At 47.3% G+C, this 14,550-nt stretch carries 13 protein-coding genes; 6 read left to right on the top strand and 7 right to left on the bottom strand.

Annotation, left to right across the window (positions count from 1 at the left end):
- Position 1: 1 nt before the first annotated feature.
- The 5 genes from ACO1NU_RS09035 to ACO1NU_RS09015 all read right to left on the bottom strand — a co-directional run bounded on the left by ACO1NU_RS09035 (position 2) and on the right by ACO1NU_RS09015 (position 5,570).
- Positions 2-793 carry a FixH family protein gene (locus ACO1NU_RS09035; protein ID WP_448818148.1) on the bottom strand — a complete coding sequence of 264 codons (792 nt, stop codon included), beginning with the start codon at positions 791-793 and terminating at the stop codon, positions 2-4.
- A gap of 95 nt (positions 794-888) precedes the next feature.
- The gene (locus ACO1NU_RS09030) at positions 889-1,257 is read right to left on the bottom strand and encodes a hypothetical protein (protein WP_448818147.1); all 369 of its coding nucleotides are present in this window, start codon (positions 1,255-1,257) and stop codon (positions 889-891) included.
- 504 nt (positions 1,258-1,761) lie between these two features.
- On the bottom strand, positions 1,762-4,029 hold the full coding sequence (locus tag ACO1NU_RS09025; RefSeq protein WP_448818146.1) for a cation:proton antiporter: 2,268 nt from the start codon (positions 4,027-4,029) through the stop codon (positions 1,762-1,764).
- Between the two features lie 103 nt (positions 4,030-4,132).
- Complete coding sequence (locus ACO1NU_RS09020) at positions 4,133-4,849, bottom strand: LytR/AlgR family response regulator transcription factor (protein ID WP_448818145.1); 717 nt, start codon at positions 4,847-4,849, stop codon at positions 4,133-4,135.
- Positions 4,836-5,570, bottom strand: a complete 735-nt coding sequence (locus ACO1NU_RS09015) for a sensor histidine kinase (protein ID WP_448818144.1) — start codon at positions 5,568-5,570, stop codon at positions 4,836-4,838. The genes ACO1NU_RS09020 and ACO1NU_RS09015 overlap by 14 nt, the downstream gene beginning before the upstream one ends.
- A 278-nt stretch (positions 5,571-5,848) precedes the next feature.
- Between ACO1NU_RS09015 and ACO1NU_RS09010 the strand changes: the two genes are divergently transcribed.
- The 6 genes from ACO1NU_RS09010 to ACO1NU_RS08985 all read left to right on the top strand — a co-directional run bounded on the left by ACO1NU_RS09010 (position 5,849) and on the right by ACO1NU_RS08985 (position 13,154).
- Complete coding sequence (locus tag ACO1NU_RS09010; RefSeq protein WP_448818143.1) at positions 5,849-8,233, top strand: TonB-dependent receptor domain-containing protein; 2,385 nt, start codon at positions 5,849-5,851, stop codon at positions 8,231-8,233.
- Between the two features lie 56 nt (positions 8,234-8,289).
- Complete coding sequence (locus ACO1NU_RS09005; protein WP_448818142.1) at positions 8,290-9,531, top strand: DUF4374 domain-containing protein; 1,242 nt, start codon at positions 8,290-8,292, stop codon at positions 9,529-9,531.
- Between the two features lie 8 nt (positions 9,532-9,539).
- Positions 9,540-10,799, top strand: a complete 1,260-nt coding sequence (locus tag ACO1NU_RS09000; RefSeq protein ID WP_448818141.1) for a PepSY-associated TM helix domain-containing protein — start codon at positions 9,540-9,542, stop codon at positions 10,797-10,799.
- 21 nt (positions 10,800-10,820) lie between these two features.
- Positions 10,821-11,540 (top strand): DUF4198 domain-containing protein, encoded by a 720-nt coding sequence (locus ACO1NU_RS08995; protein ID WP_448818140.1) that lies wholly within the window; start codon positions 10,821-10,823, stop codon positions 11,538-11,540.
- An 81-nt stretch (positions 11,541-11,621) separates the two neighbouring features.
- The gene (locus ACO1NU_RS08990) at positions 11,622-12,110 is read left to right on the top strand and encodes a hypothetical protein (RefSeq protein ID WP_448818139.1); all 489 of its coding nucleotides are present in this window, start codon (positions 11,622-11,624) and stop codon (positions 12,108-12,110) included.
- Between the two features lie 129 nt (positions 12,111-12,239).
- Positions 12,240-13,154 (top strand): NAD(P)/FAD-dependent oxidoreductase, encoded by a 915-nt coding sequence (locus ACO1NU_RS08985; protein ID WP_448818138.1) that lies wholly within the window; start codon positions 12,240-12,242, stop codon positions 13,152-13,154.
- Here ACO1NU_RS08985 and ACO1NU_RS08980 read toward each other — a convergent pair.
- Both ACO1NU_RS08980 and ACO1NU_RS08975 read right to left on the bottom strand, forming a co-directional pair.
- Positions 13,151-13,945 carry an SDR family NAD(P)-dependent oxidoreductase gene (locus tag ACO1NU_RS08980; protein WP_448818137.1) on the bottom strand — a complete coding sequence of 265 codons (795 nt, stop codon included), beginning with the start codon at positions 13,943-13,945 and terminating at the stop codon, positions 13,151-13,153. The two genes, ACO1NU_RS08985 and ACO1NU_RS08980, sit on opposite strands and share 4 nt — an antisense overlap.
- Positions 13,946-13,979: 34 nt before the next feature.
- On the bottom strand, positions 13,980-14,435 hold the full coding sequence (locus ACO1NU_RS08975; RefSeq protein ID WP_448818136.1) for a PepSY-like domain-containing protein: 456 nt from the start codon (positions 14,433-14,435) through the stop codon (positions 13,980-13,982).
- Between the last annotated feature and the right edge of the window lie 115 nt (positions 14,436-14,550).

Genomic DNA, 14,550 nt, shown 5'->3' with positions numbered 1-14,550 from the left:
CTTAAAACAGAAGATCAAGCGCCGCATCCTCCATAATCACCGTATTGCCTCTTTTTAATTTAAAATGAAGTCTCCAGTCGCCCGTCATGGTGAAATTAACTTTTCCGCGATAGTGTCCCTTGCCGGTGTGAACAGGATTGACGTTGTTTGGAGAGCCATGTCCCATGGAAGGCATTTCGGGTATCAGTTCGATGACAAGGTCTTCGACAGGTGGGAAGGTCATCATATCCTGCCGTGTGTTCACCAATACCTCCAGATCATTCATCCCCATCTTGGGTGTCAGGGGTTGTACCAGAGATACGGTGTAATAGAACCCGTCAGAACCGGTGACGGTAGCCGTTGTCTTTGTATTAGAGGGAGCCGCTTTAATGTCGAGCGCGAAAACCACCGGCTCACCGTCGACGGTGACCGTAAGTGTCCAGGCTCCCATTTGACCTGATGGCATGGAAAAGACTACCGCTCCTTCATAAAGTTCTTTTTCTGCGGTATACACCGGTTGTTCCACGGGTGCTGCGTGTTTCATCGTCATCATGTCCATCACAGGAGCATAGCTCACTTTTGCGTTCGAAATAGCAGAACCTTTTGCGTTTTTGAGTGAAACATAAAGCTTGTTCCAGGCAACCCGCAGGTCTGACTTGTCTGCCCAGAGGGTAACAGACGTACCTGTTGCAGTCGTCTTTTCAGCGATCCGGATCTTTTCTGCTTGCGTGGGAGTATTGTCGTTGTCTTTGCTGCATGAGGCGAACGAAAATAGCGCCGCCAGCAACATCATGAGTTTAAATGTATGATTCATGGAATATTCAAATTAATGAAGGCATAAAACCTTCGCGCAGGAGTACTTCTGCACTACTGCATCATGAAGAAATTAATTAAGTATAAAGGAGGCGATCAGACCTGAGGAGGCTGAAACAGATCTGCATGATGCCCGGAAGAAATACGCCCATAATAGGGTGTATCGAATGTAGCAGTTAGCTTGTTTCCGAAAAATACGAAGAACATTTCCGGAGTAAAAGAGTCTTGAACAAGATGCTTTTGTGTCTCCCGATCTTGTTTCCTTTCCTTTTCCTCAACCTCTTTCATTTTTTTTGCGAGGTAGCATTTTCCCTCACAGTGCATCCATGCTTTATCGCGATTCTCGCAAAGCTTCGATGCGATGAAATTCTTATTCAGCTGAAAACCGGTAAATACCACCATCCTCGACAGGCTGACGCCTAGAATTAGGGGTATTAAGAGGAATGCTGTCATTCGGAGTGCCATCGCGGCAAAGGTAGAAAATCAGAACTGAAAATCATACTTTCCAAAAATACCTAACAACGATACGCGGATGCAGTAATTGTTTATAATGGAAGAGGTAGTTGAGGAATTATTTACTCGCATACCTCTTTTGTTTTCACATATTGTGGAAGAAAGAGGGCCGGCAATTCTCTGCAAGGGCTGTTTGCCCCGGGATTTTTAGTGGCGTCATTTTTGGTCATCTATTTCATATATTCTCATTTGAGAAGTAACCACATCAAACAATTTCAAATAAATTTCTCAGATCTTAAGAATGTCAGAGCTTCGAGTGTCTTCATCTGCGCCGTCTTCGATACCTGCTAATTCCGCCAGCAGAACTTTCAAAAAGTGTCCCCGTTGTGGAACTATGACCGATAACCGGATTAAGCGTGGCTTCTTTGCCCGTTTGATAGAGCCAGTGATCGTGTTGAAGAAATATTCCTGCCTGAAATGCTTTAAAAAATTCTTCGTGAAGGTATAAATGAAACGCTAAGGTTTCATGATCATCACGGATGGGCTGTCCGGTAACCAGACACTGTTTAGTTCGAGTGCCCGCTTCCAGCTGTCAAGACTGATTAACATCAGATCATGCGCTGTAAAGAGACCTTTGGTTGCATGAACGTTTTCGAGCACAGTCAGATAACCGGGGGCTGCAATCTCAATCGCCCGAAGTGTTTCCTTGAACTCGACTGAATGTTTAATACTATCCTGCGCATCGAAGATCGTTATAGCAACGCCGCCGTTGTTGATGAACTTTTGAATGTAGATCACCAGAAAGCTGTCGCTGAGTGAAAAAACAGGCACAATGACTTTGTTTATTGAGCTTAGATTTTTATCAATCAGCACTCCCGTAGGTATTTTGGTCGATTTGAGGATATGTCGTGTGCGTTCATCGAAAATACTTTTCATGAACATATTATCCTTTCCTGTGATGGTGTCGTATAGACGCTCTGGATTGATCACCCTGGTGGTAAACCCCAGTATTTTTCCTAAGACGGTTCCTTCAAATACAGACTGCCCGATACCGACCAGAAGAAGGTCGTAGTCTCCGCCGTTCGCAATTTCTGTGATCTCTGCGTCTATATCCTGAACCGGTTTAAATATAGCCCGGAGGGGCTGTTGAAGAGCTGCGGCCTCTTCCCGGATTAAGCGGAAGCTTTCGCGTTCATATTCTACAAAGTTGAACTGGTTGAGTTCATTTCCCGGGGAGAGATGTAAGGCTGTGACAGCTGTGTTCTCTGTCGATTTTCTAATGAGAACATGCGCCAGACGCATTAGCTGCTGCCCGCTTTGCGGATTTCCAAAGGAGATAAGCACGTTGTACTTGTCTTTGCGTGGCAGCAATGACTCATCTTCCGCTTCATCCCCGAACAATCTGTTGATCAGATCCAGAATTGGCCCTGTCATAAACGTTGTGACAAGGGCCATGAGTACCAGGATCGCGAACATCTCCGCGCTCAATACTCCCAGATCATACCCGATGTTAAGAGCGATAAGTTCCATCAGCCCTCTGGTGTTCATCAGCGCTCCAATGGTCAGGCTATTTCGCCAGCTTTGTCCAACAAAGCGTGCTGCAAGTGTGCTTCCCATGAACTTCCCGGTTACAGCTACAGCAATGATGACCAGGCATAGCTGCCACAGGTGCGGCTCATTGAGGAGACCTATCTGGGTGCGTAAGCCTGTAAATACGAAGAAAAGCGGGAGCAGGAGTACCAGAGCCATATCTTCCACTTTTTCAATGAATACGTTCCTGAAGTTTACGTTGGGAGGCATTACAACTCCTGCCATGAAGGCCCCGAAGAGGGCATGAATGCCGATGACCTCTGTACACCATGCGGAGATGACCAGCGTAACAAAGAACACGCCCACAATGGGCTTGCTGAGTCCTTCCTTATTCGAGTACAGATCTCCAACGCGGTGCAGGAAGGGACGCACCAGCTTCAGCATCAGCATCACATAAAGAATAGCCAGCATAATGGTATAGCCAGCACCTGCCACCGATCCTGCCTTTACTATCGTGATAACTGCCGCCAATATACACCAGGCTGTAATGTCATCTGCCGCGGCACAGGTTATTACCAGTGCTCCCAGCTTCGTTTTCGTCATGCCCCTTTCCTGAACGATACGCGCAAGCACGGGAAATGCCGTAATACTCATCGAAATGCCGATGAACAAGGCGTACGACAGGAATAGCGTGCCTTCGGGGGCTGTATCCTGGTAGATAAAATAGGCAAGTACAACCCCAAGTGCGAACGGAAAAATAATACTGGCGTGACTCACTACTACCGCTTCATGTGCCTTTCGTTTCAAAACATCCAGGTCTAGCTCCATACCCACAACAAACATGAACAGGATCAGGCCGATCTGGCTCATCACACCCAGGTTTCCTAGAGAGGATGCGGGGAATAGAAAGTCAGATATTTCCGGAAAATATGCTCCCAGTAAGGAGGGACCCAGCAGAATTCCCGCTACGATCTCTCCGATAACAGAAGGTTGACCAATTCTCCTGAAGAAATAAGCAAAAAATCGTGCTACCAGGATGATCGTAATAATCTGTAACAGTAACGTCCCGAGCGGATGCGTTAGATTTTGTTGCAGAGACTCTACGAACTGGGTCCATGCACTTCCTGCCCCTCCCGGAGTGTCGGATGACGGTCCGGGTTGAAGCTTGTTGCCCAATGACACGACAAAATAAATGAGAGCAGATAATCCGCCTATGGTTCCAACGTAAAAAAGTAAGTTCTTTAATTTTTTCATACCAACAACTCAGCAGGTTTCACCGCTTAATATAGAGTTATAAGCTGGAAACCCATTTTCAGGCTGCGATTTATGTACTGATCCCGGGTTTTTCTGTACCGGATCACTTGCCTGCGTGCTCTCTGAAGGAAGATCGGAATTGGTCTGTTAAAGGGAGTATAACCGATTGCCCGCGTTCATCGTTGAGAGTGGTTCGAACTGAGTCATGAGTAAAGCTGACCACACAATTCATAGAAATTGCCGTCTTTCGGTTGATTTGTAAGAATTGGCCGTCGGGTAAGGAGTTCAAAAGTTGTTGAAAAGATATGTTTTTTAAGATTACTTCCTCATGGTTTTTTAATAGTACTTTTTTATCCCTATGATCTATTTCAGATGTGGTGATGATCGCTATCTCGGGAAAGCGCAGTAGAATTTTCCCCCTGTTGCTATTTAAGACAACAAACTGGTCGGTCGTCTCTTGGTGCCCAAGGAGATTCTTTGCACGTGAAAGAGCTTTCTCCAGTCGTTCCTTCCTGATGGGCTTCGTTAAATAGTCGACCGCCTCCAATTCAAAAGCCTCGGCAGCATATTCCTTATAGGCTGTGGCGAAAATAATTGCCTTATTGCTGAGACCGGCAGCCAGTTCGATCCCCTTCATTCCTGGCATTTCGATATCGAGAATGCATATTTGAAAGTCCATGCTCTCGGCTTCCTTTAAGAACTTTACCGGGTCATTATAGGCTTTTATTACTTGAATGAAAGGCACATCGTCACACAAGGCCCGCAGGTAGGCGAGGCTTGGAAGCTCATCGTCTACGATCACACACTTAAATATCTGCATGCAGCTTTATCTTTAATTGAGTGGTATATACGTTTCCGTCGCTTTCTTCTTTAAGCTCGAACGTGGTTCCGTAAAGCGTCTGCAGTCGGTCTTCAAATGCCTTGTTCCCAATTCCCCCTTTTTGCTGATGCATTGATCCTGCCGGTATTTTATTTGACACGGACAGGAAGAACCAATCGTCGCTCAGATCAAAGATGACGGAGATAAACGCATCGTCACTTTGAAGATCGGCATGCTTAAATGCATTTTCAATGGGATTGATTGTGATGAAAGGAGCTATTTTAAGCTTGCGGAATAAGGGCTTATCCGCATCAATTTTATTCCTGATATGCAGGTCGAAAAGCGGACTGGTTTTAAGCCTGTTGATCTCGATGAGATTAAATGCAAATTGGAGTTCATCTTTCAGCAACACGTAGCCTCCGTCTGACTCATAAAGAATGTAGTCGAGCACGTTCGATAGCTTATCCAATGCATAATAGCTCTGGTAAGCGTGAGATTGGATGGCATTTAATGCATTTTTTAATAGATGTGGATTCAGTTTATATCGGAACGAATCTAAATCCTGCACCTGAAGAGCGATCTTCCCTGCCTTAAGGTGATTTGAAGTGATTCCGTTTTTCCTGAGTTTTCGTAATTCAACAAAGAGAATTAAAATAATGATCAGACAAACTACGATAATGCCCGCAAGGATGAATTGATTAATATCTCCTCTTTCATTCATGATTGCTGATTTGCTTGGATAAGGAACACAAAAGTAAATTAAATGAAGGGCAAACCAAGGAGCAATTTACATGAGCGACCGTGGCTTGTGTGGTGAAAGAAACTTGCGGGAACCTCCTCATTACACGTTTATCATCAAGAAAAATACACAAACAGTACTTTCTTAATTGGAATTATTCTAAATAGGTATATATTTGGAAATAAAATAAGCCGCACAACTGGTACTTGTGCGGCTATTACCGGCCGAAACCGGTTCACCTTTAACGTTACTTAAAAGTCATGCAAATTACGAAATTTTTGCTTGTGGGCATGCTATGTGCCTTCAATTTTCTTGTCCATGCGCAGGAGAAACCCTATGGCGCGATCAGTGGATACATCAGGGACAGCTCGGGGGAACCTGTCATCTCCGCCACAGTCAAACTCCTCAATACATCTGCCGGAGGGATCTCCGATGATCGCGGATACTATGAGCTCAGCAACCTCAAACCAGGTACCTATGTTCTCCGGATCCAGTCGCTTGGCTTCGACAGAACCAGCCGGGAGGTTCTGATAACAGCTGGCGCAACGCTCTCCCTGAACTTTACCATGAAACAAAGCAGCCAGCAAATGGAGACCGTTTCCGTGATGGGCCGCTCAGAGGTTCAGGAGGCAAACCGTCAGGCTTACAATGTCGTAGCCGTAGATGCTAAAAGACTGCACAACTCTACCCTCGACATTTCCCACGCACTCGATCGCGTCTCGGGCGTCAGGGTAAGAGAAGCAGGGGGCCTGGGTTCCCGTATGGATTTTTCGCTGAACGGCTTCACCGGGAGACAGGTCAAGTTCTTTATCGACGGTGTACCAATGGATAACTTCGGTTCGTCGTTCCAGCTCAACAATATCCCGATCAACCTCGCGCAGCGTGTCGAAGTTTATAAAGGGGTAGTGCCGGTTTGGTTGGGGTCTGACGCCCTGGGCGGCGCCATCAATATTGTTACAGCAAACGAGGCAGGATGCTATGCGGATGCTTCCTATTCATACGGTTCCTTCAACACGCATCGTACTGCTGTAAACGCGGGTTATACCAGCCCCGCAGGCTTCAAAGTGGTGCTGAACGCTTTTCAGAATTACTCGGATAATGATTACGTCGTAACAACCGATGTGGCAACCTTCTCCGGTCAGTACTTCCAGCATCAGCGGGTGAAAAGGTTTAACGATACCTATCACAACGAAACCTTCATAGCTAGTGCAGGTGTGGTTAACAAGCCATGGGCCGACCAGTTGATGCTCGGGCTGACGCTCGGACAGAACTACTCGGAAGTGCAGACAGGAGCAAGGATGGTTAGTGTTTTTGGCGACTGGCACCGCAAAGGAAGTCTGATCATGCCAAGCCTGAAGTATACTAAAGAAGATTTGTTTGTTGAGGGTCTTGATCTGAGAATCACGGGAAACTATAACCTTGGTAAGGAGCAGAACATCGACACCGTTTACCGCCGGTATAATTGGTTCCAGGAATTTAAAGAATATCCCGGACCGGGCAGCGAACGCGAACGTTCCATGTATAAATACAGCAACAACAACGGACTGGGCACAATCAACCTGAGTTATGCACTGAACGACAATCACCTTTTCACACTGAACAATGTTTACAACACCTTCAACAGGAAAGGATCAGACGAGCTGTATCCTGAAAGTGAAAAGTACGAACAGCCACGCAAGAACATTAAGAACATTCTCGGTTTTGGCTACCAGCTAAAAGCATCAGAAAAATGGAGTACCTCTTTCTTTGCCAAGCATTTTTATCAGCATAACAAATACGCACAAAGTTATAACCCAAGTGGCAACTGGGGCGACATAGCCTATCTTCTGAAGGAGAACAGTCTGAATAAGCTCGGCTATGGCATAGCTTCCACCTACTTCATTATGCCCAACCTGCAGGCAAAAGCCTCCTATGAGAAAAGCTACAGACTCCCTGAAACAGATGAATTGTTTGGCGATCTGCTGAACCTGGAAGGAAATATGGATCTGGAGCCAGAGCACAGCCATAACTACAACTTTGGACTTAGCTACCAGACTCATGTGAATACCATTCACCGGTTTAACATCGACGGAAGTGTGCTCTACCGCAATGCGAAAGATTTTATCCGCCCCAGTCTGAATAACAACCATACCAAGCAGGTAATGGGCAACCTGTCAGATGTTACCAACCTGGGTTTTGAAGGTGAGGTCAGGTATTCTTTCAGGCAGCTTTTTACCGCAGGAGTCAACATGACCTATCAGAATCTCCGGAATAATACGAGGTATGAGGAAAATCAAACCATGGAAAGTCCCCTGTACCGTGATCGTATTCCCAACATGCCTTACTTGTTTGGTAATGCTGATGCATCGCTCTTTTTCAATAACGTAGGCAGGAAAGGCAACACCCTCACACTGGGATACAATGTGCTCTACGTCCATGCCTATTATCTCTCCTGGCCAAGTCAGGGATCATCAGATCAGAAGTACGACATTCCCAGACAGTGGCTTCAGGATGTCAATGCCGTTTATACGCTTGGCAAAGGGAAGTACAACATCGCCCTCGAATGTAAGAACCTCGCAGATAACAGGGTCTACGACAATTTCTCCCTCCAAAAGCCGGGCAGGGCGATCTATGCGAAGCTGAGATATTTCATCAGCAAGAACTGACACCTGAGCAGACAGAATCTTAAACCAGGCTCATCAGCCTCCAAAAACACTCAAAAATGAAACTCAAATATTTACCCGTACTTGCTGCAGTATCGATACTGTGCATCTTTACTGCTTGTGATCCGGAACTGGAATACCTCGATATTACCGATACAGATACAGAGCTCACCGGAGCAACCAAATACATTATTTCTGCCACGCCTATAGGTACCACCGGAATTGCTGATTACCTGCTGACGACAAACAGTCTGGACGAAGGCATGATCACCACTAAGGGCAATGGCTTAGAGCAGGACGGCTCGTACCGGTACTACCTGACTCATAAGAACCGGTTCTTCAGTATGCTGTATGGTCAGGGTAATCCTGGTGCGGTAACCAGCTACCGTCTGGACTCGACCGGCACACTCACCAGGCTGAGTAACTTCCAGAGTGAGACCGTACACGTATTCGCTCCTGTAAAAGACGATGTCTTTACCATAAAAGTGCCCCGCTCTGGTAATGAGTTTGCCAGCATGTATCGGGTAGATGCACGCAAGTATCAGATAGTCGGCGAGAAGCAGGTAAACATCGTCAAGCTGGCGGGGAACGGAGAACGTGCCCACTTTACCTGGGCCACCCAGGTCGGCGAGAAGGTATTTATACCCTATATGAGTATTAAAGGAGCAGCTCCCGACGTATTCGGTACGGCCTATCCCGACAGTTCCTGGGTGGCTGTGTATTCTTATCCTGAACTGGAGTTTGAGAAAGTTATCCGGGACAACCGCACAAGTTATATCGGTGCTTACTTTCTTGATGGCCTTGTCGAAACAGAGAACGGCGATGCCTACGCCTTCTCTCCGGCGGCTGCAACAAACAATGGCCTCCCTGCATCTACCAAACCCTCCGCGATCATACGGATCTTAAAGGGTACTACAGAATTTGATCAAACCTATTTCTTCAATATCGAACAAGAGTCCGGAGGTCACCACATCGCTGCTCAGACCTACCTGGGTAAGGGCATCTTTATCCTGCAGATGTATCCTCAACCTAAATCGCTCGCCGGTACCGCCCGCAAGTTTGCCGTTGCAGATGTCATCAATAAGAAGTTTAAATGGGTAAGCGGTATCCCCGATGATATCACCCGCACCACAACCATTAATAACTATTCACCCCGAGATGGTAAGACCGGATATATCGGCATCACTACCGCCAGTGAGGGAAGCTATGTCTACATCTTCGATGCGGAGATCGGGGCGGCTAAACGCGGACTGAAAGTCGAAGGGGGAACAATCACTGCAATAAACGCGCTCAAATATTAAAATCAATCATGGCATCTTCCACATTCAAAAAGGTAAACAACTGGCTTCACCTCTGGTTGGGTCTGATCTCCGGGATTATTGTCTTTATCGTCTGCATTACTGGCTGTATCTGGGTGTTTAACGAAGAGATTACTGCATTACTGGAACCTGAAACCCGTGTGCAGAGGCAGGATAGACCGGTTTTGAAACCCTCTGAACTAAGCCGGATCGCACACGATCTCTATCCTGACAAGAAGGTAGCCTATGCGATGTATCAGCAAGGTCGCACCATCAACGTGAACCTCAAAGGCCCCAAAGAAGAGGGCAGGCGAGGAGGGGGGACTACCTTGAAATTGCATCCCTACACAGGTGAGGTGCTCAGCCAGCAGGTCCACAAAAAAGGAGAAACAGACTTTTTTCGCTTCATATTGAACGGGCACCGTTTTCTTTGGCTCCCCTTTGAGATAGGTCGGCCGGTAGTGAATTATGGAACCCTGATCTTTGTCGTTCTGCTTATAACCGGATTGATCTGGTGGTACCCCAAAAAATGGAATAAGACCACACGTGAAAAGAGCTTCACGATCAAGTGGGGAGCCTCTTTCAAACGGGTAAACCTTGACCTGCACAATGTCCTGGGTTTCTATTCCCTGCTGTTCCTGCTGGCTATCGCGCTGTCGGGTATGGTCTATGGCATCCAATGGTATAGTGAGGGGCTCTACTGGGTCACTTCCGGCGGACAATCCCTGCCTGCCTATGAGCGCATGCAATCCGACTCCCTGCAGGCAAATAAATACTATACTCCCGGGCAGGCTATGGATCTCGCCTGGGAGAAAGTAATAAAAGAGAATCCAAAAGCAGCTGGCTTCTACTACAGCTTTGCAGACTCAGCGAAGGCAAAAGCAACGATCGACATCAATATTTATCCGGACAAAGGCCAGTTTTATACGAGCAAGGGATACACGTTCGACCAACACACACTGCAGCAGCTGAAGCGGAAGGATGTCTATGCAGCTGATTACGAACAGGCATCCTTTGGTACCAAACTCCGGAAGATGAACTACGACATTCACGTAGGTAGTATCCTGGGATTTCCCGGTAAGGTCCTGGCCTTCCTGGCTTCCCTGATCGGCGCATCCTTACCTGTTACCGGATTTCTTGTCTGGTGGGGACGTAAGTATGGGAAAAAGAATAAGAAGAAGAATCAAGCCCGGCGGCGTGCAACCGCAGTGACAAGCTCCCCGGCGCCCGTGCTGTCCACATCATCAGGCCCAGCAATCAGGAACGTATAATCAAATCTCAAACTTAAGAACATGAAAAACCTCAGATCATTTCTCCTACTGTTGCTATTCAGCACAGGCACAGTACAACTCTTCGCCCATGCACTGTGGATCGAAACCCCAGGTACCGGAAAAAAAGGCCAACCCCAGGAAGTGAAAATCTTTTATGGGGAGTATGCCAGCAACGAACGGGAGCAGCTATCTGAATGGTATTCCGATGTAAAGGAATTTACCTTGTGGCTTACTGCCCCCGGGAAAGAAAAAGTTCAGCTCAGTAAAACTCCCGGAGCCGATTTCTATTCGGCAAGCTTTATTCCTGAGCAAGACGGGGTCTATCTCCTGACCGTAAGTCACGTCGCAAAAGATCTCGGCGGAACAACAAAGTACGAGTTTTCTTCCGTCGCCGCCGTAGCTGTTGGAAAAACCAGCGTGGTTGATCACCGGTCAATTCCGAACACCATCAATGTGCTGGCCGGCGAAGCGAGAACGTATAAGATGAATGCGACCGTGCAACTGAAGGCAGTTCTGAACGGTCAGCCTCTGGCAAACAAGCCCGTATCCGTGTTTTCTCCCGAGGGATGGAGCAAAGAGTTCATAACAGACGCAAATGGGCATGTAGCATTTACCCCCCTGTGGCCGGGACGATATGTTCTGGAGTTAAGCAACTTTGAAAAAACTACCGGAACACATAACGGACAAACCTATACAGCGGCGTGGCAGGGCGCAACCTCCAGCCTGGAAGTTTCCAAATGATCAAGTCCTGGTTACCCGCTTGTTGGTTAGGAGCGGGTAACTCAGGCACAAACTGGCACTGCATTTGAGATACCGGCACCTATGAAATCAACACGACTTGCAAAGACCGCCGCATTATTGCTGGCTGCAGGAATTTTTGCAGCAGGATGCGGCTCTCCGGACAATAAGATGAATAACACCTCGGCAAGCAGCTCCGCTCCTAAAACGGCCGACTCCCTCAAAGGATGTTATGTGGCTGTGCTCAAAAAAGACACTTTCCAGCTGGCTATTACTGAAGTGAACGGAAATGAGCTTAGCGGTAGTCTCATCTATAATTTTGCCGAGAAAGACCGTTCAAAAGGCACGATCGAGGGCAATTATGAAAATGGGATTCTATCAGCCAGATACATATTTAATGCAGAGGGCACGACCTCAGAAAGGCCCGTTATATTCAAGAAAGTTGCTGAAGGCTTTATAGAAGGCTACGGCGAAACGAAGTTGGAAGGCGGTAAAGAAGTGTTTGCCAAATCGGATACTATCAGCTTTAACCAGGGGGAAGTCCTGAAGTATACAGAAACCTGCTTACCCTAGATTGAACCTGCAACAGCTCTCCAATCAAGAAAATCAGATATTGCAATTTCTTTGCAATATCTAATGCTACACTGTTGCATTAAAGCTCTGTAATCATATCTTTGTTAATAACAACCAGATCTGATCTTTATGACTACAGCACCCGACAAATCATTCGATGTCATCATCATAGGAGGCAGCTATGCCGGACTTTCTGCAGCGATGGCGCTTGGCCGCTCCTTAAGAAAGGTACTGGTCATCGACAGCGGCTTACCCTGCAACCGTCAGACTCCTCACTCGCACAACTTCTTAACACAGGATGGGAAAACTCCTGCGGAGATTGCCGCAATTGCACGGAATCAGGTCGGGCAGTACAAAACGGTGGAATTCCACAACGGACTCGCTTCCCGTGGAACAAAACAGGGCAAGGGGTTTCTGATAGAGACGCAGGACGGTCAGCACTTCGTAGCGAAGAAGCTGATTATGGCCAGCGGGATTAAAGATCAGATGCCCGATATAAAAGGCTTTTCAGAAGCATGGGGTATTTCGGTAATCCATTGTCCCTATTGCCACGGATATGAGTTTAGCGGTCAGCAAACGGGTATTTTTGCCAATGGAGAAAAGGCTATCCACCTGGCCGGTCTGGTACATAACCTGACAAGGAAGCTAAGCATGTTTACGCAGGGCAAGGCGGAATTCAATCCTGAACAGCTGCATCTTCTTGAGAAAGCGGGCATCCCTGTTGTTGAAGATCAAATAGCCGAAATCGGTCATGAAGACGGCTATTTAAACCATGTGATGTTGAATAACGGATCCCGTATTCCCCTCAGAGCACTGTATGCAGCCATTCCATTCCTGCAGCATTCTGATATTCATGCAACCTTAGGCTGCCAGATGACCGCAGGCGGACATATACAGGTGGACGCTACTCAAAAGACATCCGTCCCCGGCGTATTTGCCTGTGGCGATAACTCCTCTCCAATGCGCTCGGTATCCAGCGCCGTCTACACCGGCACTATGGCCGGTGCAATGGTCAATATGGAACTCGTTGGCGAAGAATTCTAAGCGTCTTTATCCTTCGGCTCCTGTTGCTTACCCATAGTGGCTGAGGCCATACTGTCTGGCAGCACATTGGCCATGGCCGCTTGAACTTTATTCTTAAATCCCGAAATGATCTTGTCATCACCAGACATGAGCGCCTCATATCCGTCTTTGGCAACATCCTCCGGATTCGACAGCTTGGAATCCACGATCTTGGAGTTCTGCATATCTGCCTTGTTGAAGAAATCCGTGTCTGTTGCTCCCGGCAGTAAAACGGTGACCGTGATGTTCGTGTCTTTTAGTTCATTGCGTATGGCAGTCGACCAGGAGTTGATGAAGGCCTTGGTTCCGTGGTAAACCGACTGGTACGGCCCTGGCGCCTCACCGGCGATCGACCCCAGGTTCAGGATCTTGCCTTCATTCCTCGCCAGCATATCCTTCAGGAATAGTTTGGTTAAGGTCACGCATGAAATGATATTTAATTCAACGATCGCCACCTCCTTTTCCAGATCCGTTTCCTCAAACTTCCCGTAATGCCCCTGTCCCGCGTCATTTACGAGCACATCAATATGGATACCTTTCGATTGTACCTCTTCGTAGATCTCTTTTGCACTCGTCCTGACGAAAAGATCTTTGGCAATCGTGTGCACCTGTATCCCTTCCTGCTGCAGCTCGCCCGCTGTACGCGACAGTTCCGCAGCATCCCTCGCTACAATAACCAGGTTGTATTTGTCTTTTGCGAATAGTTTAGCCAGCTCATATCCGATGCCGCTGGTAGCGCCTGTGATCAGCGCGTATTTTTGATTGTTTTCCATCTTATGTATGTTGGTTGATGTGTATTGATCGGTGTTAGTTGTCCACTTCTTTCTTCAGGAGTTTTCCGCTCGCGGAGTAAAGTACCTTCAGGTCAGGCCTGCCGTCCAGGCTCACTTCGTAATTCGTAGCCTTATTCCTTATAGCGGTCTGAACATCGTCGATACGATGCTGGGGATAATCACGTGTTACGGCCTCACGGATGACCGCGGGGATCATGGATGATGAAAATTCTTTGCCGTGTTCCTGAAGCGCACCCGAACTGCTGAAGGTAGCATGATGATCTATTCGGTTCAGCTCAAAGGACACGTTGTACTCATTTCCTTTTTTCTTCCACTCCGCCTCTGTGGCTTTCGGGAAACGGCTGTTGAACGTATTGATCACTGCCTGCGGAACATCCTTGTCGCGGATGCGTGTTGTTTTACTGGCCTGCGCAAGGGCGCCGAATGTCAAACCGGTCAGCAGCGTGAAGGCTAAAAGGGCTCGTTTCATCGTAGGTGTTTTGGTCTGGCATCTTACATCAAAAACAGAACCAAAAAACAAGCGGTATCTCAATTGTAACAAAACCGCTGACCAAAGAATAATTGTTGCTTTAACAATTGATATT

The sequence above is a fragment of the Arcticibacter sp. genome (genome assembly GCF_053551015.1).
The sequence above is the reverse complement of the archived record's forward strand: the minus strand, read 5'-3'. Positions and strand labels throughout refer to the sequence as shown.

Coding starts and splice junctions, on each gene's coding strand:
- ACO1NU_RS08975 (WP_448818136.1), bottom strand. CDS start 14,435: ATGAAACGAGCCCTTTTAGCCTTCACGCTGCTGACCGGTTTGACATTC.
- ACO1NU_RS08985 (WP_448818138.1), top strand. CDS start 12,240: ATGACTACAGCACCCGACAAATCATTCGATGTCATCATCATAGGAGGC.
- ACO1NU_RS09030 (WP_448818147.1), bottom strand. CDS start 1,257: ATGGCACTCCGAATGACAGCATTCCTCTTAATACCCCTAATTCTAGGC.
- ACO1NU_RS09000 (WP_448818141.1), top strand. CDS start 9,540: ATGGCATCTTCCACATTCAAAAAGGTAAACAACTGGCTTCACCTCTGG.
- ACO1NU_RS08995 (WP_448818140.1), top strand. CDS start 10,821: ATGAAAAACCTCAGATCATTTCTCCTACTGTTGCTATTCAGCACAGGC.
- ACO1NU_RS09015 (WP_448818144.1), bottom strand. CDS start 5,570: ATGAATGAAAGAGGAGATATTAATCAATTCATCCTTGCGGGCATTATC.
- ACO1NU_RS09020 (WP_448818145.1), bottom strand. CDS start 4,849: ATGCAGATATTTAAGTGTGTGATCGTAGACGATGAGCTTCCAAGCCTC.
- ACO1NU_RS09010 (WP_448818143.1), top strand. CDS start 5,849: ATGCAAATTACGAAATTTTTGCTTGTGGGCATGCTATGTGCCTTCAAT.
- ACO1NU_RS09035 (WP_448818148.1), bottom strand. CDS start 793: ATGAATCATACATTTAAACTCATGATGTTGCTGGCGGCGCTATTTTCG.
- ACO1NU_RS09025 (WP_448818146.1), bottom strand. CDS start 4,029: ATGAAAAAATTAAAGAACTTACTTTTTTACGTTGGAACCATAGGCGGA.
- ACO1NU_RS08980 (WP_448818137.1), bottom strand. CDS start 13,945: ATGGAAAACAATCAAAAATACGCGCTGATCACAGGCGCTACCAGCGGC.
- ACO1NU_RS09005 (WP_448818142.1), top strand. CDS start 8,290: ATGAAACTCAAATATTTACCCGTACTTGCTGCAGTATCGATACTGTGC.
- ACO1NU_RS08990 (WP_448818139.1), top strand. CDS start 11,622: ATGAAATCAACACGACTTGCAAAGACCGCCGCATTATTGCTGGCTGCA.